General features: G+C 42.5%; 21 protein-coding genes and 1 tRNA gene. 19 read left to right on the top strand and 3 right to left on the bottom strand.

Annotated features, from left to right (window positions below):
• Window positions 1-113 precede the first annotated feature (113 nt).
• From AB1488_07060 to AB1488_06970, 19 genes are all read left to right on the top strand, one after another.
• Window positions 114-1,268 carry an extracellular solute-binding protein gene (locus tag AB1488_07060; protein MEW6409855.1) on the top strand — a complete coding sequence of 385 codons (1,155 nt, stop codon included), beginning with the start codon at window positions 114-116 and terminating at the stop codon, window positions 1,266-1,268.
• 4 nt (window positions 1,269-1,272) lie between these two features.
• Window positions 1,273-3,039, top strand: coding sequence for an iron ABC transporter permease (locus AB1488_07055; GenBank protein MEW6409854.1), 1,767 nt, complete (start codon window positions 1,273-1,275; stop codon window positions 3,037-3,039).
• A gap of 1 nt (window position 3,040) precedes the next feature.
• Window positions 3,041-3,430, top strand: a complete 390-nt coding sequence (locus tag AB1488_07050; protein MEW6409853.1) for a hypothetical protein — start codon at window positions 3,041-3,043, stop codon at window positions 3,428-3,430.
• Window positions 3,431-3,462: 32 nt separating this feature from the next.
• The gene (locus AB1488_07045; GenBank protein ID MEW6409852.1) at window positions 3,463-4,566 is read left to right on the top strand and encodes an ABC transporter ATP-binding protein; all 1,104 of its coding nucleotides are present in this window, start codon (window positions 3,463-3,465) and stop codon (window positions 4,564-4,566) included.
• Window positions 4,567-4,597: 31 nt separating this feature from the next.
• Window positions 4,598-5,584 (top strand): TatD family hydrolase, encoded by a 987-nt coding sequence (locus AB1488_07040; GenBank protein MEW6409851.1) that lies wholly within the window; start codon window positions 4,598-4,600, stop codon window positions 5,582-5,584.
• 41 nt (window positions 5,585-5,625) lie between these two features.
• Window positions 5,626-6,687, top strand: coding sequence for a uroporphyrinogen decarboxylase family protein (locus AB1488_07035; protein MEW6409850.1), 1,062 nt, complete (start codon window positions 5,626-5,628; stop codon window positions 6,685-6,687).
• 23 nt (window positions 6,688-6,710) lie between these two features.
• Window positions 6,711-7,517 (top strand): dihydropteroate synthase, encoded by an 807-nt coding sequence (locus AB1488_07030; GenBank protein ID MEW6409849.1) that lies wholly within the window; start codon window positions 6,711-6,713, stop codon window positions 7,515-7,517.
• Window positions 7,518-7,573: 56 nt separating this feature from the next.
• A complete protein-coding gene (locus tag AB1488_07025) occupies window positions 7,574-8,263 on the top strand; it encodes a corrinoid protein (GenBank protein MEW6409848.1) in 690 nt (229 codons plus the stop codon).
• A gap of 211 nt (window positions 8,264-8,474) precedes the next feature.
• The gene (locus tag AB1488_07020) at window positions 8,475-10,445 is read left to right on the top strand and encodes a sigma 54-interacting transcriptional regulator (protein MEW6409847.1); all 1,971 of its coding nucleotides are present in this window, start codon (window positions 8,475-8,477) and stop codon (window positions 10,443-10,445) included.
• A 224-nt stretch (window positions 10,446-10,669) separates the two neighbouring features.
• The gene (locus AB1488_07015; protein MEW6409846.1) at window positions 10,670-10,840 is read left to right on the top strand and encodes a hypothetical protein; all 171 of its coding nucleotides are present in this window, start codon (window positions 10,670-10,672) and stop codon (window positions 10,838-10,840) included.
• 12 nt (window positions 10,841-10,852) lie between these two features.
• Window positions 10,853-13,057, top strand: coding sequence for a molybdopterin-dependent oxidoreductase (locus AB1488_07010; protein MEW6409845.1), 2,205 nt, complete (start codon window positions 10,853-10,855; stop codon window positions 13,055-13,057).
• Window positions 13,058-13,064: 7 nt separating this feature from the next.
• The gene (locus tag AB1488_07005) at window positions 13,065-15,278 is read left to right on the top strand and encodes a molybdopterin-dependent oxidoreductase (GenBank protein MEW6409844.1); all 2,214 of its coding nucleotides are present in this window, start codon (window positions 13,065-13,067) and stop codon (window positions 15,276-15,278) included.
• A 71-nt stretch (window positions 15,279-15,349) separates the two neighbouring features.
• Window positions 15,350-16,702 carry a hypothetical protein gene (locus AB1488_07000; GenBank protein MEW6409843.1) on the top strand — a complete coding sequence of 451 codons (1,353 nt, stop codon included), beginning with the start codon at window positions 15,350-15,352 and terminating at the stop codon, window positions 16,700-16,702.
• Window positions 16,703-16,810: 108 nt separating this feature from the next.
• Window positions 16,811-17,362, top strand: a complete 552-nt coding sequence (locus tag AB1488_06995) for a nitrous oxide reductase accessory protein NosL (GenBank protein ID MEW6409842.1) — start codon at window positions 16,811-16,813, stop codon at window positions 17,360-17,362.
• A gap of 708 nt (window positions 17,363-18,070) precedes the next feature.
• Window positions 18,071-18,159 (top strand) — tRNA-Leu (locus AB1488_06990).
• A 1-nt stretch (window position 18,160) separates the two neighbouring features.
• Window positions 18,161-18,898: a dethiobiotin synthase gene (gene bioD, locus AB1488_06985; GenBank protein ID MEW6409841.1), complete on the top strand. Its 738-nt coding sequence runs from the start codon at window positions 18,161-18,163 to the stop codon at window positions 18,896-18,898.
• Window positions 18,888-20,093 carry an MFS transporter gene (locus AB1488_06980; protein ID MEW6409840.1) on the top strand — a complete coding sequence of 402 codons (1,206 nt, stop codon included), beginning with the start codon at window positions 18,888-18,890 and terminating at the stop codon, window positions 20,091-20,093. The genes bioD and AB1488_06980 overlap by 11 nt, the downstream gene beginning before the upstream one ends.
• Before the next feature lie 119 nt (window positions 20,094-20,212).
• Window positions 20,213-21,346 (top strand): glutamine amidotransferase family protein, encoded by a 1,134-nt coding sequence (locus AB1488_06975; GenBank protein ID MEW6409839.1) that lies wholly within the window; start codon window positions 20,213-20,215, stop codon window positions 21,344-21,346.
• Entirely contained in the window at window positions 21,343-22,080 is a 738-nt protein-coding gene (locus AB1488_06970) for a hypothetical protein (protein ID MEW6409838.1), read from the top strand. The genes AB1488_06975 and AB1488_06970 overlap by 4 nt, the downstream gene beginning before the upstream one ends.
• On the opposite strand, the gene AB1488_06965 is transcribed toward AB1488_06970, so the two are convergent.
• Genes AB1488_06965 through AB1488_06955 form a run of 3 tightly spaced genes read right to left on the bottom strand, consistent with a single transcriptional unit; the run spans window position 22,077 to window position 25,383 of the window.
• Complete coding sequence (locus tag AB1488_06965) at window positions 22,077-23,402, bottom strand: FAD-dependent oxidoreductase (GenBank protein MEW6409837.1); 1,326 nt, start codon at window positions 23,400-23,402, stop codon at window positions 22,077-22,079. The two genes, AB1488_06970 and AB1488_06965, sit on opposite strands and share 4 nt — an antisense overlap.
• Before the next feature lies 1 nt (window position 23,403).
• The gene (locus AB1488_06960) at window positions 23,404-23,847 is read right to left on the bottom strand and encodes a 4Fe-4S dicluster domain-containing protein (GenBank protein ID MEW6409836.1); all 444 of its coding nucleotides are present in this window, start codon (window positions 23,845-23,847) and stop codon (window positions 23,404-23,406) included.
• Window positions 23,848-25,383, bottom strand: coding sequence for a glutamate synthase-related protein (locus tag AB1488_06955; protein ID MEW6409835.1), 1,536 nt, complete (start codon window positions 25,381-25,383; stop codon window positions 23,848-23,850).
• Between the last annotated feature and the right edge of the window lie 310 nt (window positions 25,384-25,693).

The following is a 25,693-nucleotide window of genomic DNA, read 5'->3' as shown; positions in this document are numbered from 1 at the left end:
AATTAAATTAAGTAGTTAGCAACATACCTGGATGTTGGCATATATTTTGCTTTTATCAAAAAGAGGGTTAGTTTTATGTCTAACAAAATATTTTAATGAAAGGAGGAAAAATTATGTCTAACAGGCGAGGAACTATTAGCAGAAGAGAGTTTATTAAGGGTGGTATTGCATTAGGGACACTCGCAGCCCTGTCTCCTGAATCCTTATGGGCAAAGGATGTACATGAATATCTTGACTCTAAAGACCATCTTACATTAGAGGAACTCATTGAGGGGGCAAAAAAGGAGGGGGCGATTGTTTTTTATAGTGCTAAACCCGTATTTGCAAATAGACACTATTTAAAGAGATTCAGCGAGACCTATCCTTTTGTCAAGACTGATTTCGTCAGGGCAGGTGGCCTCATCATCGGACAGAGGTTCTATGCTGAGAAGGCACGGGGGGTTGAGAATTGTGATGCAATATACAGCGGGGCAGCGGAACTATATCCTGATTTTAAGAAGCGTGGCTATGCTGCCCGAGTAGACAATTTGCCTGAATGGAAGAATATCATTGATGTAGCCAAAGGTGCGGGTGGCCGATATGTTTCTTACGACTTTCAAACCCATGTTATGGCATGGAACCGAAAGGTATATAAGGATGAGGAAGTGCCAGCGGATTTATGGGAGTTTACAAAGCCTCAGTGGAAAAACAAGACCACTTCTGGAGATCCGGCGGCTGCGGGCTTTGCACTCAACTGGTTTTCCTTTGCATCTGATGTCAGACCAAAAGACCCGAGAAGCCCACACCCTCCCACAGGACTGGGTTTCAAGTGGATGGAGGCAATGTATGAGAACGGTCACTTGTTGTCAGGTCAGATAGGCAACCTGACAGACACACTCGTTAGTGGAAGACGACCAATCGCTGTTCAGCATTGGGATCAGGAAATCTGGTATGCCATCAAACAAGGGGCAGACTTGGGCTGGAGATACCCTAAACAAGGAAGCATAGCCCAGCATGCTGTGATTATGATCAACAGCAAGGCACCCCATCCATATACAGCCAGATTGTGGGTCAACTGGCTCTTATCCAGGGAAGGGCAGATCGTAAATGTCAAGGAACTGGGTTATAACAGCATACGTAAAGATCTGAAGACCTCCGATTTCATCAAAGGACGTTGGCCTATAGAAAAATGCTGGATACTGGATATTGAGAAGATTACATCCGAGGAGACGCGTGAGTTTATCAACAATGCTAACAATGCTTTGAGGGGTAGGAAAAAGACGTTCTAAATCTATGGCTACGCAGGAGACATTCGCATTAAAAGAGAGACTTTTGGGTTTACGGCTACCCCGTGTAGAGACAATGATTTTTTTGCTTATGGGTTTAGCCATTGCGTTTCTTGTATTGTGGCCCCTTTTCTGGCTATTTGGGACATCCTTTACTGCCGACGAGGGAGGGTTAACCCTTAATAACTGGAAGGAAGCATTTAAGGCACCTTTCCTGTGGGAAGCTACATGGAACACGATCTATGTCTCGGTAGTGGGTAGTGTTATAGCAGTAGTGGTAGGCATAGCCCTGGCTTTGATCGTAGCCCGTACTGATACTCCAGGCAAGGAGTTTTTTGAGTTCATTAGCATATTGCCCTTCATCACACCGCCTATTGTCTCTGGTCTCGCATGGATAATACTTGCAGATAAGGAAGGTGGGCTTATCAATATTGTTTTTGATAAACTCGGCATAGATTTAACTCTAAACGTATTAAGCATGCCAGGGCTCATCTTTTCCTCAGTCTTGTACATGATCCCCTTTGTCTTCTTTCTCACAGTGGGAGTCATGAGACAGATAAATCCAGAACTGGAGGAGGCTTCTACCATCAGCGGTGCTTCAAGATACAGGACATTCATGCGTGTGACCCTGCCTCTACTCTTGCCGGGCATCACTGCGGGGGCGTTACTGGCATTCATGTATTCTAACAACCTCTTTGGTATTCATGTGGTTATCGGCCTGCCCGCCAACATCTGGCTTTTAACTACAGCCATTTACACATCTCTTAGCATTGTGCCTGTGAATTTCCACCAGTCTGCCATCCAGGGATTAATCCTCCTATTCTTGGCTTCCCTGGCTATGTGGGGACAGGGTATGGTTCTTGGCAGGAAGAGTTATGTGACTATCAGCGGTAAAGGGTTCCGGTCAAAGGAGGTAAAACTGGGTAAGTGGCGTTGGCTTACCTTCGGCATATGCAGTTTGTATATCTTCCTGGTAGCTATTCTTCCTTATCTGGTCATATTCCTGCGATCGACTAAAGCATTCGCCTTTCAGCCTGGCATGGACTTTTTGGATCTGTTTCGGCACTGGGATTTTTCCGAGTATAAGAAGACAATAATTCTTGAAGCCCCTTCGCAAAGGGCTCTTATCAACAGTTTCTGGCTATCAATAACGGCAGCGTTGTTTACGATGACTCTTACAGGCGTAGCTGCTTACATAATCACCAAGACCAAATTCCTCGGTCGAAAAGCATTGGGTTTTACCTGCATGATTCCACTGACCATACCAGGAGTGGTTTTAGGTGTAGCCATGATTTTTGGTTACACCGTTTATCCCTTTATGCTTTATGGCACCATCTGGATTCTTTTGCTGGCTTATATAGTGAAAGACCTGCCATTGGGGCTTCAGTCGGCACAGAGTTCATTTCTTCAGATTGATAAGGAACTGGAGGATTCTGCAAGGGTATGCGGTGCTTCGTGGCTGCACCAGTTTCGGACGGTGACACTGCCTTTGGTTAAACCAGGCATGTTCGTGGGACTCATCGTGATATTTGCCTCTATGGTAAGAGAAGTAGGGGCATCCATCATTCTCTTCAGTTTAGGAAACGAGGTCTTTGCCTATATCATCTTTAACACATGGGAAGATGGCCGCTGGCAGCAAATGTGTTCGTTCATCATCATTAGTTCTTTGCTTACCCTGATTTTTGTGGGAATTATCATGAAACTAACCCGAGTCAAGTTTGCAGAATTAACTAAGCGTAGTGAACTATCAAAGCGTAGTTTATCAGGAGGGTAACATGAAGAAAATGATTGTTATAGTGTTGGTGGCAATCTGGCTTTTATCGGCTAACTATGCTTTTGCTGTAGAGCCAGAGATACAGGTAGAGGTATCAGAGAATTTAAAGATTACTGCTATCATGCCTACATTGGAGATGGAAAAAGAGGGAGAGAAGAAGGGCAGACTGGTGGTAGAGTTCACTATCCAGAATATGGGAAGTACGCCCGCTCAGTTCATCATTTTCGCCTCAGCTAAGGAAGAAGGTGGGTGGGCTAGCGGTAGGGTCATCCTGCCTAAGGAGGGGAAACTATCACCTCAAGAAACAGTCAAGGGCAAAATCAAGACCCCATATAAAGGAGCTGAGTTACCGCCAATCATTAAGATCGAAGGCTCTGAAAAGGTGTTTTAGCTTTATACTGTGATTGAGCGGGAGGAATGGCTATGAAGATAATGGTGAGTGCGGTTGATCTGGTGAAGTCCTTTGGTGACTTTACTGCGGTTAACCATATAAGTATAGATGTGGAGGACGGCAAGTTGGTTACCTTTTTAGGACCCAGTGGCAGTGGCAAAACGACCACGATGCGGATGATTGCCGGCCTTCTTGAACCTGACCAAGGAGAGGTCATCATTAACGAGAAGACTGTCTTTTCCCGCTCTCAGGGGATAAATGAACCTGCAGAAAAGCGGGATATTGGCATGGTGTTCCAATCTTATGCTATCTGGCCTCACCTCACCGTGTATAACAATATTGCCTATCCCTTAAGGATTCGTAAGTTCTCCAAATCCAAGATCACAGAGAAGGTAGATGAAATCTTGTCTTTGGTTCATATGGAGGGTCTTGCCGATCGCTACCCTGGAGAACTCTCAGGTGGTCAGCAGCAGCGGGTGGCTCTGGCGAGGGCATTAGTCTATTCGCCTCGTCTGCTTCTCCTGGATGAGCCACTGGCTAACCTTGATGCAAAGGTGAGAGAGATAGTCCGCTTCGAGCTCAAAGAGATACAGAGGCGGACTGGTGTGACGACGATTTATGTTACCCACGACCAGAGTGAGGCAATGGTTTTGTCGGATAAGGTGATAGTCATGGAAAGTGGGGCGGTTGTTCAGGAAGGGACTCCATTTGAAATCTATCACAAGCCCCAGTCAAAATTTGTAGCTGACTTCATCGGTGTGTCTAATTTCATTCCTGGGGTAATCTCCCGGATAGACGAAGGCTGTCGTATAGTTGAGACTGAAGAAGGAGAAGAGGTGGTCTGTAGCGGGCTCAACTCACATCTGGTAGGTCTGGGCAGCCGGGTGCTTCTATGTATTCGCCCGGAAGATTTTGAACTTTACACCGAGCGTCCGGGAAAAGTGGTCAATATCTTGGAAGGCAAAATTCAGAGATCGGCATTCTTGGGAAACGTCATTAACTACTGGGTGAAAGTGGGCGATCTGACCCTCAGAGTGCAGGCTAATCCTTATTTTGAGGTAGAGCGTAAGAAGGACAGGATATTCTTGAGCCTTCGGGAAGATCGGATTAAGATGATCGAAGTAACGGATAAATAAATGTAATCTATTAGACAAGGGAGGAAAAACGATGCAGTATATAGACATCCATTCTCATGCTGCACCAGGTGTAGACTTTGAGGAAGTAATCGAGGATATAAACGCAAATGATGTCTCTCATATCGGGATTATGCCCCGTGGAGGAGCTAAGGAAGCCCAGGTTATAAAATTCTATGAGAGATATCCAGACAGAGTGATCCCATTCTATGGAGGCTCTGCTATTCAGACTCTATTATGCCAGGGGTCTAATATATCTATTAACAGGGAAGAGATAATATTTTTCCAGGGTTATCGCCAGGGTTGGTGGGAGGAAAATTTTGAAAGATCAATAGAAAAGATAGAGAAAGATTTAAAAGGAGGACCATTCAAGGGGATCGGGGAGATACGACTCAGACATTACGGCAATGGCCAAGCAGTCCCTGAGAAGGCGCATGACTATAATTTCCCAGCAGATTCACCATTTATGTTCAGACTGATTGATCTTGCTGCCAGATTGAACCTTCCAGTATTTATCCACATGGAGGCAGAGTCCAAAGGAGAGTATATAGAGTTTGTGAGTAAATCTGCTGATGAAGATACAGTCCCCCGTCTTGAAAGACTCCTTGAGCACAATAAGGATGCATTGATTATCTGGTGTCACTTAGGAAGGGCAAATCCAGAGGTAGTTAAAGCCATGCTTGATAAACATCCTAATCTCTATACAGATATCAGTGATGTCCAACCGAGGGCCAATAACGCAAAAGGAGTCTCACCAGAATCATTAGCAATATTTAAGGAATACACCTTGAAAAACTCAGTTATTGATGAGAATGGACATTTAGGGGAGGACTGGAGGAAGTTATTTATAAGTTATCCTGACAGGATAATGATCAGTTGTGATGCAATGAGCCCAAAATGTTATGGTAAGATGTATTCTGCTTTGATGGATGAACTCAAGAATATCCTTTCTCAACTAAATCCTGATGTTGCTCAGAAAATCGCTTACCAGAATGCAAAGAGAATATTCAGGATTAATTGAATAGTTTAAAGGTTGGAGATACATAAAGGGAGATTCAATATATGGGCAAGAAAAGAGACATGACACCTAAAGAACGAGTAATGGCTGCTACTGAACTGAGGGAAGTAGACCGTGTGCCCTGCCTTCCTTTCATACGGGAGTATGGTATTACTTACTACGGTTATACATTCAGTCAGATGTACGAAGACTACCGCCGTTTCGTGGATGTACAGGTCAACTTCTCAAAGAAGTTCGACCTTGATTGCGTATGGGATATCATGATGACCAGTCCCGAGGCTGAGGCGATGGGACTCAAACAGACATACTATGAGGACCAGGCTCCCAACCCGGTACAAAGTCCGCTGGAAAACAGCACAGATTTATCGCAGATCAAGATGCTTGATCCGTCATGTGATGCCAAGATTCCTCTGCTTATAAACATTGTCCGTGGTCTTAAAGAGCGCGTGGGGAATGAGTTGCCGATCGTCGCTTTCTGCCAGGCTGGTTATAGAAATGCCGTTTTTCTTAGGGGGATTAATAATTTTATGCTGGATCTCGAGGACAGACCGAAATGGCTTATGGAACTGATTGAACTTGCAACCGAGGGTTGTATCATATATGGCAAGGCACTTATTGAGGCAGGAGCCGACATTATTCTGATTGCCAATCCACTTGCATCAGGGAGCTTCGTAAAAAGAGACTACTACGAAAAGTTCTCGCTACCATTTGACAAGAAGCAATTCGACGCCTATCACGAGGCTGGAGCCAAGGTGATGTATCACATATGTGGGTGGTGGGATGACCGCTGGGACCTGATCGTGAAGACAGGTGCAGATATTATCAGTCTGGACTCAGGATATGTTAATGTAGATTTCAAAAAAGCAGTCAGAGAGATGGGAAACAAGGTATCTCTGTTGGGTCAGGTTGATGTAGTCCAGACTATGCTTGAAGGTAGCGTGGAGCAGGTGAAAAAGGAGACCAGAGAGGCGCTTGATATTGGGACCAAAGCCAAAGGCTTTATGCTCTCGGGGGCATGTGTTGTACCCAAGGATACTCCAAAGGAAAACTTCAGGGCTTTCATTGATACATGGAAAGATTTTAACGCAAGTAGACATGGAAGCTAAGTCTCTCAATTAGGAAGTCTCTAATGGTAATTATTGGAGAACTAATTAACTGTAGCCGTAAGTCTGTGCTAAATGCAGTAGAGGATCGGAATGCGTCATTTGTGACTGATTTGGCAGTCGCACAGGCTGAGGCAGGAGCGGACTACATCGGAGTTAATGCAGGCATACCAGAGCGTGAGCCTGAGACTATGGCTTGGCTGGTTGAGGTAGTCCAGCGCTCTGTCAATTTGCCACTGTGCCTTGACAGCGATTCGATGCAGGCTCAATTCCGTGGAATGGAAGTCTACGACTGGAAAAGAGGCAGGCCGATTCTGAATTCCATCTCCCTGTCACCACCAAGACTTGGTCCTGGGCTTAAGGTGATAGAAAAGTGGAAACCTCGGACTATTGGACTGTGTGCAGCAAAAGGTATAGTCAAAGGAGGAGTGCGATCGAAGATTGAAATAGCCCAGAGTCTGGTTAAATACCTCAGGGATACAGGACTGACGGATGAGGACATCTTCTTGGATCCATGCGTTTTACCTGTAGCTATTGATCAGAGCAATGGGACAGATGTTACAGACTGTGTTGCTGCGTTACATAGCGAGTTCCCAGATGCGCATACTGTATGTGGAGTTAGTAATATTTCCTTTGGTCTGCCTGAAAGAAAATGGCTGAACAGAGCTTATATAGTAATGCTCATGGCTCGAGGGTTGGATGCGGTTGTCTGCGATCCGACTGATCAAATACTGATGTCCTTGATTAGATCTGCTGAAACATTGCGTGGAAACGACCAAGACTGTGAGGCTTTCCTTAAGTTTTTCCGTAGTGGTGCGTTTCCAAAGCTGTAGTTCCAGTTTTAGAACAGAGTTTTTCATTATAAAAAACATTGGGAGGTAAAGGTAAAATGAAAAAAGTTATGACGGATGATATCCTTGCAAAACTGGCAGATGTTGTTGACAGAGGAGAACATAACGAAGCAGCCCAGCTTGCCAAACAGTCGCTTGAGGAAGGTGTAGATCCAGGTAATGCTATAGTCAACGGGCTTACCAAAGGCATGGCGTTAGTCAGCGAAAAGTTTGACAGACATGAATACTTTGTTCCTGAACTTCTCAGGGCTGCGCGGGCTATGAAGTCCGCTGTTGAGGTTCTGAGACCACATGTTAAAGTGAAAAAGACACATACTCCGGCTAAGGTAATGATCGGAACTGTCGCAGACGACATACACGACATCGGGAAGAATATCGTGATCATGCTTCTTGAAACTGCTGGGTATGAAGTTGTTGACCTCGGTGTTGATGTATCCAACGAAGTCTTCCTTTCAAAGGCAAAAGAAACACGTCCCCAGGTGCTGGGAATGTCGGCTGTGATGACTACAACCATGCCACGGATGCAGGAGGTAATCTCGTTACTATCTGAAAATGGAATCCGAAATGAAATAAAAGTTATCATCGGTGGAGCCCCGGTTACCCAGAAATATGCTGATAAGATAGGTGCTGATGGATATGCTGATAATGGTCCTGATGCGATACGAAAGATATCTGCCTTGGTAGAACAGGAAGATAAGATGGTAGATGTTGTTGCCACCAAGAAATAACACTAACAAAAAAGAAATGTTATAAAGAGATTTTAGAAGTGGAGATGAAAAGTAACTTCTCTCCGCTTTTTAGTACCAAAAAATGCTGTTAGTCTAATCCAGCAGATTTCTTTCCCTAAAGTTCCGAATAAGGTAAATGAAAAATATCATTTTTTATTATAACTATTTTTGTTATAGTATTATTTAACTTAGGAGTAGAGGTATTGAAGTTATGAAGAATAAAAAATATAAATTTGCCCTCCTCTCTAATTCAGCCAAAGTCTGCGAGATGGTCAAACATTATTCTGACCCAGAGACTGAAGAGTTAATAGTGAAATTAGTAAAATTAGCAAGAATGGAAGAAGCAGTCCCTGTTGCCCAAAAACTTCTTGATGAGGGAGTTGAAGTAATACTTGCACTCAGAGGATTTGGTGATATTTTGGCTCAGACCATTGGTCAGCCTGTTGTTAAGATAGCAATAACACATCAGGATATACTCAATGCTCTTATTGAGGCAAAGAATTACAGTTCTAATATTGGACTTGTAAGTTTTTCCATACCAACTGATGGTATTGAGGTTTTCGAGAATTTGCTTTCTATAAAAATACGCCAGATAATTTATTCTACAACGGAAGAGTTAATGAATGGTATCTCAAAAGCAGTAGAAGAAGGAATAAGCTGTGTTGTTGGTGGAGGAATTGCCAATCAGATAATCACTTCATTAGGAGGGGTAGGAATTATTATCTTTGCCACAAAGGGAGCAATTCTACAGGCTCTTCGAGAGGCCAGAGCTATTGCTTCTACACGAAGGAAGGAACAAAGGGATACAGCGCAACTCCGGGCAATTCTCGAAACAATTAAAGAAGGAGTTATAGTGGTTGATAATAATGGTAGGATTAAAACATTCAATCAGACAGCTGAGGAGATTTTAGGCATTGAATTGAAAAAAGAGGTTGGAAAATCTCTACCGGAACTTTGTTCCGAGCCATTGTCATCCCACTGTGCTTTAAGATTTACAGGCTTGTTCAATGTTTTAAGGACAGGAAAACCAGAAATGGATCAGATCTGTCATATAGGGGACCTACATGTTGTAATAAACTCACTTCCTTTTAAAGTTGGCGATATGACTCAAGGTGTTGTATTAACATTTAAAGAGGCTTCAAGCATTCAAAAAATTGATAGGAAGTTGAGAGAAGAACTCTATAAAAAAGGATTTGTAGCTAAATATACAATAGACCAGATTAAAGGCGAAAGCACAACAATGAAAGAGGTTGTATATAACGCAAAAAAATATGCTGAAACCGATGCAACAATATTAATTCAAGGAGAGACAGGGACAGGAAAGGAGATTTTTGCCCAGAGCATACATAATTTAAGCAGCAGGAAAAACAAACCTTTCGTGGCAATAAATTGTTCAGCCCTGTCTGAATCGTTGTTAGAGAGTGAACTTTTTGGATACGAAGAAGGTGCATTTACAGGAGCAAAAAGAGGTGGCAAGGTCAGCTTGTTTGAACTGGCAAACGAAGGAACAATCTTTCTTGATGAGATAGCTGACATTTCTCAGAATCTACAGGTAAGATTATTAAGGGTTCTTGAGGAAAAAGAGGTGATGCGCGTTGGTGGTGACAGGATTGTGCCTATAGATGTGCGAATTATTAGCTCTACTTATAAAGACTTATGGAGAGATGTAAAATTAGGAAGATTCAGGATGGATCTTTATTTCCGTCTGGCAATCCTCAAGTTAGATATCCCACCTTTGCGGGAAAGACCGGAAGATATTCCTGTCATTATTAAAGAAATCCTTTACAAATATACGAGGGGCAGGAAAAGAATATCTGAGACTATGATTGAAAATATGAAGGAATATAACTGGCCTGGAAACATTCGTGAACTTGACTCCCTGATAAAAAGATATGTAATCCTGCTTGGTGAATCAGTATCCGACGATAGTTTACTCCTTAAACTTTTTGAAGGATTAGATAATCATATAATTATAACAAGAGAGGCGAGTAACATATCTGGGAAACTGTCATCTGATATTTCACAGCAAACACTGAAAGAACAAGTAGAGGAATACGAAAAGGCGATTATAAAAGATACCTTAAGAAAATTTCGGTCCAACAAAAAGGAGACAGCAAAGAGATTGGGCATCAGTCTTAATACCTTGTGGAGAAAACTGCATTCATCCAACAGGTCACATTAGTTTCTTAGAATTATATCCCTGCAAATCAAACTCCAAGACAACAAAATTATTTTAATCACAAATCTAACTTCTCAAAAATCGAATGTTAATATCATAAATGAGATAGCGTAGCGTTGTGTGACTTCATGTTTTTAATAATAATTCAATTATATCAAATAGTTAGCAACATCTTAGGTAATGGCATAGATTTTGCTTATCTACAATAAATAAAGAAAGGAGGTCACATGAATGAAGAGTTTAAAAAAGCACTGAAAGGGTTAGCGAATGATAATAGGGTAACATGCCATCAACTAAGAGAGTTAGCGAAAGAGATGAATGTATCTTACAGTGATTCCGGGAAAACAGCAAATGAACTCAAGATTAAGATTGTTGAATGTGAACTCGGGTGCTTTTAGAGGAGGTTCGTTATGAGAGAGAGAAGTCAATTTACAGGAACAGTCGAAACAATTTGTCAGATTTGTCACGAGAGGTGTTTCATAGAATGTAAAGTCGAGAATGGCCAACTGACCAAGGTATTACATACAGGCTGTGAAAAGGGATTATACATGGCAGAAACTTTGCATCATCCAAGGCGATTAAAGTATCCATTGAAGGCGGCTGGAGAAAAGGGTACCGGGAATTGGATTCAGATCAGTTGGGACGAAGCCCTCGATTTAATGGCAAAGAAGTTCACTGAAATTAAAGATCGTTATGGACCAGAGGCTAATTGTGTTGGCATTACCTCCCACCACAAAGAAAGAACATGCGATGCATGTCATAGTTTAGCAAAATTCCTCAACACCCCAAACATATTAGACGCCAATTACCAATGTTCACAATGCAGCTGCATCTCCGATTTCTATACCTTCGGGGAATGGGTTACATGGGAAACCCGTATTGATTATGAGAACAGCAAGTGCATTGTCCTCTGGGGGGCGAATGTAATAGATACCAGGCCAGTTAAAGCCAGAAATATGTTCAATGTCCAGAAGAAAGGTGCAAAGATTATTGTTATTGATCCACGTTTTTCAGAGACGGCTAAGAGGGCGGATATTTGGCTCAGGGTTCGACCGCAATCAGATGGTGCATTGGCTTTGGCGTGGCTCCATGTCATGATTAATGAGGAACTGTACGATAAAGAATTCGTGACAGAACAGTGCATTGGTTTTGACGAACTTAAAGAACGAGTTGAGCCTTGGACTCCTGAGCGGGCTGAAAAAATCACCTGGGTCCCCAAAGAACAGATTATTGAAGCGGCGAGGTTATATGGTCGAACTCGCCCCTCTTGTATCCACACGCGACTGGGTGTAGATGGGCAGTCTCTTAATTCCACCCAAACCTGCCGGGCAATCACTTGCATTTTCAGTATCAAGGGCGATCTGGATTCTATCGGAGGTAATATTATTCATACACCTACTGATATCCCTACCGCTACTGCCCTTGGACCAAGGGAATACCTGAACACAACCCTTAACGGGTTTAGAAATATCTACTGGATGATGCGAAACTGGCGCCGTTCCCCGGATCTCGAGGCTAAAAGACCAGGATACCGCGAGTATCCAATTTACAATGGCCCTCAGGAAATAAGCTGGTTCGATTATAACAGTCATTACCCTGGGTTATTGGATTTTATGGAGCAGGGCAAAATCAGAGGTCTTTATATCCCAGGCAATAATGCGATAGCCCATTACGCCAACCCCAAAAGGCTCTGGAATATTCTTAAAGGACTTGATTTTATGGTGGTAAGCGATATTTTTATGACTCCTACGGCTGAAATTGCAGACTTGGTTCTCCCTGCGGCTCATTCAGCCGAAATTGACAGTTTAAATCATACACTCAGTGGGGCTCCAGGAGCGCCTTATGGCAACAGCATCGTCGCCTGTCCTAAAGTAGTAGACCCACCTGGAGAAGCTTGGGACGACATGAAGATAGTAATTGAGCTGGGCAAAAGGATGGGTGCGGATATGCCCTATAATAATATTGATGAACTTCACAACTGGATGCTGGAGCCTGTTGGAACGACTTATGAAGAGCTTATGGCTCAGCCCAAACATCAGATGATATTTCCTATGGAGTTTAAAAAGTATAAACTGCCTAGCTGGAAATGGAACACGCCTACGGGAAAGATTGAACTCTATTCGTACTGGTTTAAGAAGATTGGCTACGATCCATTGCCAAACTATAAAGAAGATCCCGTTAGCCCTATCAGTACACCTGATGTATGGAAAGAATATCCTCTTATAATGGTCCATCACCGGCTAAGGTTCTATCAGAATTCAGAACGGTTTGATTGTCCCTCTCTGCGCAGACTGGCGTCTGAACCTGAGATTGAGATCCATCCCCAAACGGCAAAAGAGTTAGGCGTCGAGGATGGAGACTGGATGTGGTTGGAATCCTACCAACTCAAAGGAGAGCGGGTAAAAGGTAGGGCTAAATTTGTTGAAAAAATGCATCCCAATGTCGTCTCCATCTCTCAGGGCTGGTGGTATCCAGAAATAGAAGAACCAGAACATGGCGTTTTTGAATATAATGTGAACACAATTATTTCAGATGGCCCCCCATTTGAAGAATTCAACGGTCATGCCCAAATGAGAGGCATCTTGTGTAGGGGTGGTAGAGTAGAGCCCAAATGAGGCCGACATGAAGAAGAACAAGCATTTATCCAAGGAACACGCTATAAGAATCGTAGACACATTGGATCACTCTATAAGAACCGTAGACACAGTATGCCAAAACTGTCACGAGAATTGCAAAATACAGTGTCAAGTAGAAGATGGGCGGCTAGTTAAAATTAAAACTTCTCGCTGTGAAAAAGGAGCTTATTTACACGAAATATTGTATAACTCTGATAGAGTTCTCTACCCACTTAAAAGGATCGGAGAAAGAGGTGGGGGACAATGGAGCCGGATTAGTTGGGATGAAGCCCTCGATCTGATGGCTGGCAAATTCAAAGAAATCAGGAAACGATACGGACCTGAAGCTAATTGCGTAGGAATCAGTTCCCACCATAAATTCACGACAGTAATGGCATCCCATCTATCTTCTAAGATTCTCAACACACCAAATGTTTACGATTCTAATTACCAGTGCTCAAAAGGAGGAGCTTTGGCCGACCATTACACTATTGGAGCGAGGGTTACATGGGAGACCCGAATAGATTTTGAACATAGTAAGTGTATTGTACTGTGGGGTGCGAATATAACTGAGACTGGGCCTGCTAAGTCAATAAAGATATTCAATGCTCAAAAGAAAGGAGCCAAGGTTATCGTTATCGACCCCCGGCCTATCCCAGCAGCCAAAAAATCAGATATATGGCTTAGAATTCGTCCTGGGTCAGATGGCGCCTTAGCCTTAGGATGGCTTCATATACTCATTGAGGAGGAAATGTACGATAAAGATTTTGTAAAAAAGCACTGTTATGGTTTTGATGAACTTCGAGAAAGGGTTCAGCCTTGGACTCCCGAGCGGGTTTCACAAATCACTTGGCTTCCTAAAGAACAGATTATCGAGGCAGCGAGGTTATATGGTAAAACTCGCCCCTCGTGTATCCGTACCCGAGTGGGAGTAGATGGGCAGTCTCTCAATTCCACCCAAGCCTCCCGAGCAATTAGTTGCCTCATAGCTATTAAAGGCGATATAGATGTTCCTGGTGGGAACCTTCTACCAACGCCAACTACCTACTCTACTAAACCTGGCACAAAGAACACTTATCTTAAAGGATTTAAAGATATATGGTGGTTAGCGCGTAATTGGGGTCGGGCACCTGAGTTGGAGGCAAAAAGGATTGGATACAACGAGTATCCAATCTGGTCTGGTCCCCGAGAGACGGACTTTTTTAACGATTATGTGAGTCATAATTACTTATTATTAGAGGCGATTAAAAAGGGAAAGGTAAGGGGTTTGTACCTTCCTGGAGCAAATCCAGTAGTTCATGCAGAAAATGCAAAAAAAGTCTGGAATATTCTTAAACAACTTGACTTTATGGTTGTGGCGGACATCTTTATGACACCGACCGCTGAATTGGCAGATTTAGTGCTCCCGGCCGCCCATTGGGCTGAGACAAATGTTGTTACAAATAGCTGGGAGGGTTATGGAAATACAATCGTCGCCTGTCCCAAGGTCGTAGAGCCTCCTGGAGAATGTTGGGATGACCGCCTGATAGTCCTTGAGCTGGGCAAAAGGATGGGGGCAGATGTGCCCTGGGATAATGTAGATGAATTCAACAATTATTGTCTTGAAAGCTTGGGGATAACTTTCGATGATCTTCTGGGTCACCCCGGGCAACGAATTGAATTCCCGGTGGAGTTTAAGAAGTATGAAAGACCTGGATGGTTATGGAATACCCCTACGGGAAAGATTGAACTTTATTCAACCCGCTTCATGAAACTTCGCTATGACCCCTTACCAAATTATAAGGAAGAGCCGGTTAGTCCGCTTAGTACGCCAGACTTATGGAAAGAATATCCGCTAATCATGATCAACCACCGTATCAGGTATTACATGCATACTGAGCAGCGTAATTGTCCTTCTATACGCAAGAAAGCTTCTGAACCAGAAATAGAGATCCATCCACAGACTGCCAGGAATTTAGGCATTAATGAAGGGGATTGGATGTGGCTGGAATCCTTCCAACTAAAAGGGGAGCGAGTTAAAGGCAAGGCTAAGTTTGTGAAAGAGATACATCCTAACGTTGTCTCAATGCTTATGGGTTGGTGGTTCCCCGAGTACCAAGAGCCTGAACATGGCTATTCCCAATCTAATATCAACACAATTACTTCTGACGGTCCTCCATTTGAAGAGTTTGATGGGCATGCGCAGATGAGGGGTATTTTATGTAAGGCAGGGAAAGTATAAATTATAATTATCAGTTTTGTAATAAATTATCGGGAGTTCCTTAAATCCTAAAAAGAAAGGAGGTGAAATTTATGAATAAAAATTATGATCGTTTTCTTGAGTCTGAGCATGAAGAAAAAGAGAAGTTTGGAATGACTCGGCGCGATTTTATAAGGACAGCCGTGGTAACTGGACTCGCTACCGTAACACCCATACTCATGGAACCCGTGCCTTACAAGAGAGGGGCATATGCTGCTGAAAAGAAGATTCCGGCAGAATACTGGGAGATAGCTTCCAAATATGGCGAGCCCAGGGGAGAATTCGGTAGAGTTGGCGACCCTGTTAAGATAACCGTTGGTTTCCAGCCATATTGTGTCCACCATTGGTGTGCAGACATTAACAAACAGGCTAAGTTGTGGGAGAAATATCTACCTAAAGGAAGTAAAGTAGAGTGGTTCAGATCCCTTTCAGGACCACTTATCAATAACAACATGTTGGCAGGGAAAAACATGGTTGGCTATATGGGTGATACCCCAGGCCTACGAACCATGGACACCGTACCATGTGTAAATGTGAATGTCGGTGGATACGGTACGGGGGAAATGAGCGCCTTGATGATTCGTAAGGATATCTGGGATAATGGTAAAGTTAAATCTCCAAAGGATGTGGACGGGTGGAAGGTAGCGACTCCATTAGGTTCGGGTCAACATAGACACTCTTTGGATATAGCTGATGAATTTAATATAAAGATAACTCTAATTGATCAAAGTACGGAATTACAGGTAACCCACATGAGAGCAAAAAATATTGATGCCTGTGTCACCTGGGATCCCTATTGTGTCTATCTTGAACACCTGAAGTTAGCGAACAGGTTTATAACGGGACTTGAGATGAAGTGTACCTGTGGGAAATTTTACCCTGTCAAGGTTCCTCATAATTGGACCACAACGAGTGCAACACTGATGATTGTCCCATGGCTACGCGATCGTCCAGATATTATGGTCGGATATCTTAAAGCCGAGGAGGAAGCACGGGATATGTGGAATAACGATGTCGATCTTGCAGCATATTATTGCTGGAGCGACATTCCTGAATTCCCTCAGTCAGTGGTCAGAATGAGCATGGATATGCAGGTCCCGGACGGAAGATTGACGGAAAATGCCCGTGAGCATATCAAAGGGCTTGCATATTGCTGGAGATCTGTCAAAATACTGACAACTGAAAAGAGCAAAGATCCATCAAAGTTCGTAGATGAATGGGTAGACGACAGGTTTGCAAAGTTGGCAATTAAAGAACTTAAGGCTATGGGAAGATGGACAAGTGACAAACTCCCTGGTTTCCCGATAATGCCGCGCAAAGACCATAAAAGTAAGCACAGACTTGAGGATTACGCTAAAGTAACGCTTAAACCAAAAAAGTGGAAACCTACCAAGGTCAAATGGTAGATAGATTAGGTATGTAAAATTTGAGGCTGTTGTCGAACCCTAAAGCAAGTTCAAGGCTCCTCAGAAAGTGAAAAGGATAGTTCGGCAACAGCCTAAGTTATGAACGATATGAAAAGAAAGAAGGGAAAGAAGATGAAAAAGTGGCTAATAATCATAGGGTTAGTTTTTATAATGGCAGCGCCATCCCAGGCCATCTCGGAAGAGATTTGTCCCATATGCAATATGGACACGGCGAAAAGTCAAACGAAGTTTTATGTGACAATAGAGGGGAAAAAGATTCCAACCTGTTCTGCTCGCTGCATGTACGAGTTAGTTTTTATTAAACACAAAGTGACTTTTCAGGATCGTGAAAATCCAATACTCCAGTCGATAGAGGTAATGGACTTTCAAAGTAAGAAAATGTTTAATGCCATGACGGGTTTTTTCTTGGTAGGCAGTGATGTCATCCCTAAGGGAAGCATGGAACCCTATGCTCTCGGGTTCTCCACCCTTGAGAGGGCAAATAAATTCTGGGAAAAACATACTAAACCAGGGGCAAGGATTGTTAATTTTGAATCGCTTACCCATGAGGTAATAGGTATACTGAGAGCAGAAGGAAAATTGCCTCAGAAAGAAGCCCCAATGGAACAGATTGAGATGTTTATGAAGGGAAAGCAGTAACAGGTTCGTAAGGAGAAAAACCAACGGTTCTGGAGGAACGATCATTGAACAGGGAGGCGTGAATTGGGAGATCGCTGAAAGGCATGTCAAAGAGAATTTAGTGTAGTAGTCATTCTCATGTTGCCCCAGGTGTAGAATTTGAGAAAGTAATCGAGGATATAAACGCAAATGATGTCTCCCATATCGGGATTATGCCCCGTGGAGGAGCCAGTGAATCCCAGGTTTTAGAGTTTTATGAAAAATATCCAGATAGGGTAGTTCCCTTTTATGGAGGTTCTGCTATCCAGACTCTATTGTCTCAATGGATGAACTCAAGAATATCCTATCTCAACTAAATCCTGATGATGCTCAGAAAATAGCTTACCAAAATGCAAAGAAGATTTTCAGGATAACGAGATTCTTCGCTTCGCTCCTAAAGATTTACTACTTCCAAGATGTAAAATTTGATTATAAATTGTATTAAGATGTGTTAAGATATGGGATAATAAAACCTCAATAAAATACCTATGAGGAAGCCATGAAATCGTTATTTAAAAATGGAATAATAATCTTAAATTTAAAATAAGGATGGACTGTCTTTACCTACTACCTTTGAAGGCGTAAGATTAAATCTCAGATAAAATGATGGATGAACATTATGTGACACACTATGACACTTGTAATGTATTGATTTTAAGATAAAACCTTATGTAAAATAAAACTTTATATGCCCAAGTGGCGGAACTGGTAGACGCAAGGGACTTAAAATCCCTCGGAGGGTGACTTCCGTGCCGGTTCGACTCCGGCCTTGGGCACCAAATGATATATATGAGAAACAAGGGTATCTTTATCACTGCGACAGACACAGGTGTTGGAAAGACAGTTGTGACTGCGGCGCTTGTTTTTGCTCTGAAAAAGAGTGGTTACTCAGTCGGTGTTATGAAACCCGTTGAAACTGGATCTTTGGCTAAAAATAGCAAACTTGTGCCTTATGATGCACTATTTTTGCTTAAAGCAGCCGGCATAAAAGAAGACATCAATATAATAGTGCCTTATGTCTTCAAACACCCTCTTGCACCTGCTATAGCAGCCGATATAGAGGGAGTGAAGGTATCTTTTAGCCATATTCTTGATTGTTATAGAAAATTATCACAGAGATATGATATAGTTCTCGTCGAAGGTGCAGGGGGAATCCTTGTTCCTGTATGTAAAGGACTTTTTTTTACAGATCTTATAAAAAAGATGAATATACCTGTTATTGTTGTTGCAAGACCGATCCTCGGTACAATAAATCACAGTCTTCTGACGATTAAATATGCCAAAAATGAAGGTATTAAGGTTCTTGGCTTCGTACTTAACTATACTGAAAAAATAAAATCAGGTATGGCAGAAAAAACCAATCCATCAGTTATACAGACACTTTCGAAAGTACCACTGCTCGGCATTTTACCTTACATTAATGGAATAGATGTGAAGAAAGGGAGGGAATCTGATCTTGAAGATATATCAATCAGTAGTCTTAATATCGATAGAGTGAGGAGATATATTGAATCTTAGATATCCCTACTATACACTTGCCCTTCTAACATTCCTTAACCTGTTAAACTATATTGACCGCCAAGTAATATACGCAGTATTCCCTCTCATTCAGGATGACCTTCTGCTTTCTGATACCGCTCTCGGTGTTTTAGCCTCTGCATTTATGATTGTCTACACGATTGCTGCCCCCTTTAGTGGTCCAGTAGGTGATAAATGGTCAAAGACCGCTGTAGCTACCTTCAGCGTGGCAATGTGGAGTTTTGCCACAGCAGCGAGTGGAATAGCGAGGACTTACAAAGAACTGTTGATTGCAAGATCGGCTGTTGGTATTGGAGAGGCAGGTTATGGTGCAGTTTCACCTGCAATACTTTCCGAGTGTTTTCCAAGGGAGATGAGAGGAAGGGTGCTTTCAGTATTTTATATGGCTATTCCAATAGGGAGTGCTCTTGGTTTTATCCTCGGCGGGATGCTCGGTGAAACATTCGGATGGCGTATCTCATTCATGATGGTCGGAGTTCCTGGAATTATACTCGCCTATGTCCTCTGGTGGTTTTTAAAATCTAATCATATACATCTCCGTGTAGAGAGAGATAAACCTCGCCATTATGCACAACTTTTTAAAATCCCGACATATCTACTCAATATGCTTGCACTTACCGTTATGACATTTGTAGTTGGTGGTTTTGCTGCATGGATGCCAACATATTTTGTCAGGATAAGAGAGATGAGTATCACAGAAGCAAATGTCATAGTCGGGGTTATGACGGTAATTGCTGGTGTTTTCGGTACTGCACTTGGAGGTTGGGTTGGGGACTGGGCACAGAAATTTACAAAGAGTGCATACCCCCTACTTGCAGGAAGTGGGTTTATTCTGAGTATTCCCTTTGCGATGTTTGGTTTAATTACTGAAGATCTAAATACCTGCATTATCTTGATATTAATTGCAGAAATATTGATATTCCAGAGCACAGGCCCGCTTAATGTAGTAATCGCAAATGTTACCCCTAAGGAGATAAGAACAACCGCATTCGCTATGAATATATTTTTTATACATGCATTCGGTGATGCGATTTCTCCGACAATCATAGGATACCTATCTGACTATAATGGACTACAACAATCACTCCTTATAATGCCATCCTTTCTTGCCATAAGTGGATTGCTATGCTTTATAGAAGCGGCTTTTATCAAAAAGGACTTAAAATCTGAGTAGTTCTCTGCCTTAAAAATCTTGACAAAGATAAGCCTTTTCTTTTATTCTACAATTCCTTAGAGAGACAACTTATGTCTTTAAAAGACATAAACGGCAATGAAAATGACAAGTGGGGACAGATGGAGACAACCCGAAAACTATATACACGAGTACCAGAGAAGATAGGTAGCCCTTATGGCAGGAAGGAAATCTCTGGTTGCGGGCTTACGGGTATCATCAATATAAATGGAAAACCCCTAAGCGGGGAAATAGTAAGATGCTCTATTGCCTGTCAGCATGAGAGGGGAAATGGGCTTGGTGGTGGATTTGCCGCTTACGGCATCTACCCCAAGTATAAAGATTACTACGCCCTGCATATCATGTATGATAACGAGGGGGCAAAAAAATCTACCGAAGACTATCTCGATTATCATCTCAATGTAGAAAATGGAGAGGAAATACCGCATAGGAAGAACCAAAACATAGCAGATCCACCCATCCTCTGGCGATACTTTGTCAAGATGAGAACTGATAGAGGAAATACAGACATCGCAGAAGATGATGTGATAGTAAATACAGTGATGCATGTAAATGGAGATATTCCAGGGGCTTATGTCTTCTCAAGCGGCAAAAACATGGGGGTCTTTAAGGGGGTGGGCTATCCTGAAGAGATTGCTGATTTCTTTATGGTAGAGAGTTATGAAGGATATATATGGACTGCTCATAACAGATTCCCAACGAACACGCCTGGCTGGTGGGGTGGGGCACACCCGTTTACTCTACTTGACTGGTCCATTGTCCATAATGGAGAGATATCGTCTTATGGAATAAACAAGAGGTATCTTGAAATGTATGGCTACAAACTTACGCTCCTTACAGACACAGAGGTTGTAGCCTATCTCCTTGACCTGTTTATAAGGAAACAGGGATTAAGACCAGAGATTGCCTGCATGATATTAGCTGCTCCATTCTGGAAAAGGATAGATATTCTTTCTGAGAGAGAAAAGAGGCTTATCACAGCACTGAGGATGGTATATGGAAGTGGACTTCTCAATGGACCATTTGCATTTATATTCGCCTACAGCAGAGGGCTTATAGGAATGAACGATAGAATAAAACTCAGACCACTTGTTGCGGCTGTAAAAGGAGAGATGGCTTATATGGCATCCGAGGAATCTGCAATCATGGAAATATGTCCTGAGCCTGAAAGGATATGGGCGCCAAGGGCAGGAGACCCTGTGATAGTAAATCTCAATAACGGAGTAAATCCATGACAACGATAGACGCCAGAGGAATATACTACAGACAGTTAAATGAACTTATGAAAGAAATTATAAGAAATGGTGAGACCGAAATAGAGGTGCTGAACGTTAACGGACAGAGATACATTGGAGATGGTATAACAGGAAAAGCTACAATAACTATAAACGGAGTGCCAGGCAACGACCTCGCAACCTTTATGAATGGGCCGACTATAATAGTTAAAAACAATGCACAGGATGGAATAGGGAATACCATGAATGAAGGGAAGGTCGTTGTGTATGGACACGCCGGAGATGTGCTTGGATACGGCATGAGGGGTGGTAAATTATTCATAAAAGGTGATGTTGGTTACCGTGTTGGGATTCATATGAAGGGATACATGGATAAAAAACCTGTCATCGTTATTGGAGGGGCTGCAGGGAATTTTCTTGGAGAATATATGGCTGGAGGATATTTAATACTGCTTGGTATTGAGGGAAATAAGAATATTCCCATAGCAGGAGATTATCTTGGAACTGGAATGCACGGTGGTATTATGTACATCCGTGGAGAGATTAATCAATACCAGTGTGGCGCAGAGGTAGGGATAACCGGCCTCGATAAAGAAGATAAAGGATTCCTCAGCAGGATTCTGAGGGAATATTGTGATGATTTGAATTTTGATTATGATAAGGTTATCTCAGGCGATTTTGTGAAGATTTATCCAAAATCTTCGAGGCCCTATGGAAGGCTGTATGCGTATTAGACAGGAAGCGTAAACTTCGCCTTTCTCCACTCCTCACTGAGTGAAGCGAGACTAAAACTATCTTCGATTAACATCTCTTTATCATCTACAGGCATCTGTTCCCTTATAAGTCCTGTATAGATACCAGCCCTGTCTATCGCATTTACCAGAATAGCCCCAACAAGGACATCACCTTTAAAGACCATCTTTTTGTAGACCTTACCATCGGTATTGGTAAATGTCTGGTAATTCTCTTTGTCTGCAGGATTAAATAGACCAACGCTTATAGTGCTCAGATCAAAAACGGTAAGGGAACTCATCGGAAAGCCACCCTCGTATTCCCTTTTGCTCCCTGCCATATTCATTCCTGCAATCATACCATGTCTGTATGCTACAGGCCAGAGTGCAAGCACCCTTCTATCATTGATAAGCATATCATAACCTTCAGCGACATCTCCTGAAGCGTAGATATCTTCAACACTGGTCTGCATCCTTCTGTCTATCAGTATGCCTTTATTTGTGTTAATACCGCTTCCCTTTATAATCTCTGTATTTGGTTTTACTCCTATAGCGACAATCAAGAGGTCACATTTGAGCCTTGTGCCATCTTTAAGCACAACAGATCTCACTCTATCTTTCCCTGAGACCTCTGCCACTGTGTTTCCCATTATGAGGTTGATACCTTTACTTTCGAGATGATGCTCGAATATCGTTGAGCCATAATCATCAAGTATAGTGCAGAGTATATGGTCGGCAAGTTCGACAATAGTGACCTTAATCCCTGCATCATGCACGCATTCTGCTGCCTTCATACCTATGAGTCCACCACCAATTATTACTGCCTCCTTTTTACCTTTAATATCCTTCTTTATCCCTTTTGCATCGTCCCATGTAATGAGTGTATGGACACCCTTTTTATCTAATCCTACCACCTGAGGGATTATCGGTGTTCCACCAGTTGCGATTAAAAGTTTATCGTAAGAAAAGCTTCTTTTCTTATCAGTAATAATAGTCTTATTCTCAGGAGCAATCTTTGTTACCTTTATGCCAAGATGCAGATTAACTCTATGGAGTTTATAAAAATCCTCATATCTATAAGCCATCCTTTTTTCTGTTACCCTGTCAGATATGAACTCTGCAATAAGGGGGCGGGAATAGGCAAGATAGTTTTCTTTGGAGAAAACGGTGATCTCTCCTGATTGGTCTATATCCCTTATAGACTCAACAGCCGCTATTCCAGCGGCAGAATTCCCGATTATAATGTATTTGAAGCTTTGCTTCGAAATGTAAGGAATTCTCTTTGTCTTATATTCGCTTGCTAACCGCTCGCTTTGCATTTTCATTTTACCTTTCTTCGTATATCAGTGCCCTATTAGGACATGCCTTAACGCAGGCGGGGATTTCCTTATCAGGGCATAAATCACATTTTGTTGAATGCCTCGTCCCATTTCGTTCATCTCTGTTTATTGAGCCATAGGGGCATGCCATAATACACATCCAGCATGCGACACAGCGATCTTTATCAATAAGAACAGGATGCTCTTCATCTGTCCTGTATAAGGCACCTGTTATACATGCCTCAATACACGCCGGCTCTTTACAATGTCGGCAATTAGCAGAAAATGATAATGGGCCGAGCTCCTCTACCTTAGTCTTTGGAAGTTGTCTTGGCTTTTCTGACCTGAATGCCCAGAATATATCTTTATATTCAGAGTGCTCTACTATACAGGCTATCTCGCAGAGCCTGCAAGCCATGCATACCTCTTCTTTAGGATAGACCCTCTTCATTTACCAGCTCTCCCCTGCATGCTTTATTCCGAGGATACCCAATTCCCTCTCAGTGAGATTAACACCCCTTAATCTTTCTCTATTGCCCCTGAGGCTCTCTATTGCATTGATACCCATAGCACCCATGAATTCCTTTATCTCTCTTGACCATGCCCTGAGAAGGTTAATGAGTTGTTCTGTAGCAATATCAGGGTTGAGCCTCTTTGCGAGATAAGGGTCATTTGTTGTAATACCCCACGGGCATTTACCTGTATAGCATTTCTGACACATTGTGCATCCAACTGCTATCAAGGCAGGGGTTGCTATATACACTGCATCTGCACCGAGTGCGATAGCCTTTACGACATCTGCGCTGTTTCTGAAACCACCAGCAGCAATGATAGATGCATGACTTCTGATTCCTTCATCCCTCAATCTCTGGTCAACAGATGCAAGCGCTAACTCAATAGGTATGCCTACATTGTTTCGGATCATTGTAGGAGCTGCACCTGTTCCTCCTCTGAATCCGTCTATCGCTACAATATCAGCTCCTGCCCTTACTATACCACTTGCAATGGCTGCTGAATTATGAACTGCAGCTATCTTTACAGACACAGGTTTTTCATAATTTGTCGCCTCTTTTATTGCAAAAATCAGTTGTTTTAGATCTTCGATAGAATAGATATCGTGCTGAGGGGCAGGGGAGAGTGCATCTGTCCCGATAGGTATCATCCTCGTCTTTGATACATCTTCACCTACCTTTTCTCCTGGAAGATGTCCTCCTATACCAGGCTTTGCACCCTGTCCTATCTTTATCTCAGCGGCAGCAGCCACACTCAAATAATCTATATCAACACCAAATCTACCTGACGCCACCTGAACTATTGTGTTTTTCCCGTATCTATAGAGCCTTTTATGGAGCCCACCCTCTCCAGTATTGTAGAGTGTTCCCATCGCCTCTGCTGTCCTTGCCAGTGCCTCGCATAGATTCAGGTTAATAGCGCCATAGGACATGGCTGAAAACAGCACAGGGACCTCAAGGACAAGTTGTGGTGCGAGTTCTGTCTTTAATTCTATCTTTCCTTCTTTCTCTTCAAATTCAAGTTTATCTGGTTTACTTCCGAGATATGTGCGGAGTTCCATCGGCTCTCTAAGGGGGTCTATAGAGGGATTTGTAACCTGACAGGCATCAAGTAGGATATGGTCCCAGTAAATAGGATACTCGTAGTCATTTCCAGAGCCTGTTAGTAGAACACCTCCTGTGGCTGTCTGTTTGTAGAGGTTCTTTATGTGCCAGTCTGTCCAGATGTCATGTTCTCTGAACTGGCTTGGATTCCTCCTTATTGTTATGCATCCTGTAGGACATATCGCCTCACAGCGATGACATCCTGTGCATTTTGCGAAGTCGCTCACAACACCCTTAGGCTCTACTGTCCTATGGATATTTGCATCATAAGGACACTGCTGGATGCATACAAGGCATTCAATACAGCGCTCTGTGTCTCTATCAACTATAAAATCAAAAAAGTTACTACTTCTCGTATCTCCTACTGCCATATATTACACCTCTTTTTATTGGTAAACAGTAGGCGTTATAATAAATAACTTTTTGAAATATGTCAACAAAATTAGGGCTGAGCGAAGCAAGTTCAGATACCTGTGAGACAAAAAGATTGTCAGTCTTAATTATTAAGAATATAATAGTCCTAAACAGATTTAGATAAAAAGGGAGGGTTTAAAATGGAAAAACCAAGAGACAAAAAGGATGTGATGGAGCTGATAAAGAAAAATGATGTGAAGTTTGTCAGGCTCTGGTTTACTGATATCCATGGCCAGCTCAAAAGTTTTGCGATTCCGGTTGAGGAAC

It is taken from the genome of Nitrospirota bacterium (assembly GCA_040756155.1).
In the GTDB taxonomy this organism is placed as follows: domain Bacteria; phylum Nitrospirota; class Thermodesulfovibrionia; order JACRGW01; family JBFLZU01; genus JBFLZU01.
Note: the sequence above shows the minus strand (reverse complement) of the source record. Positions and strands in the feature narration are given on the sequence as shown.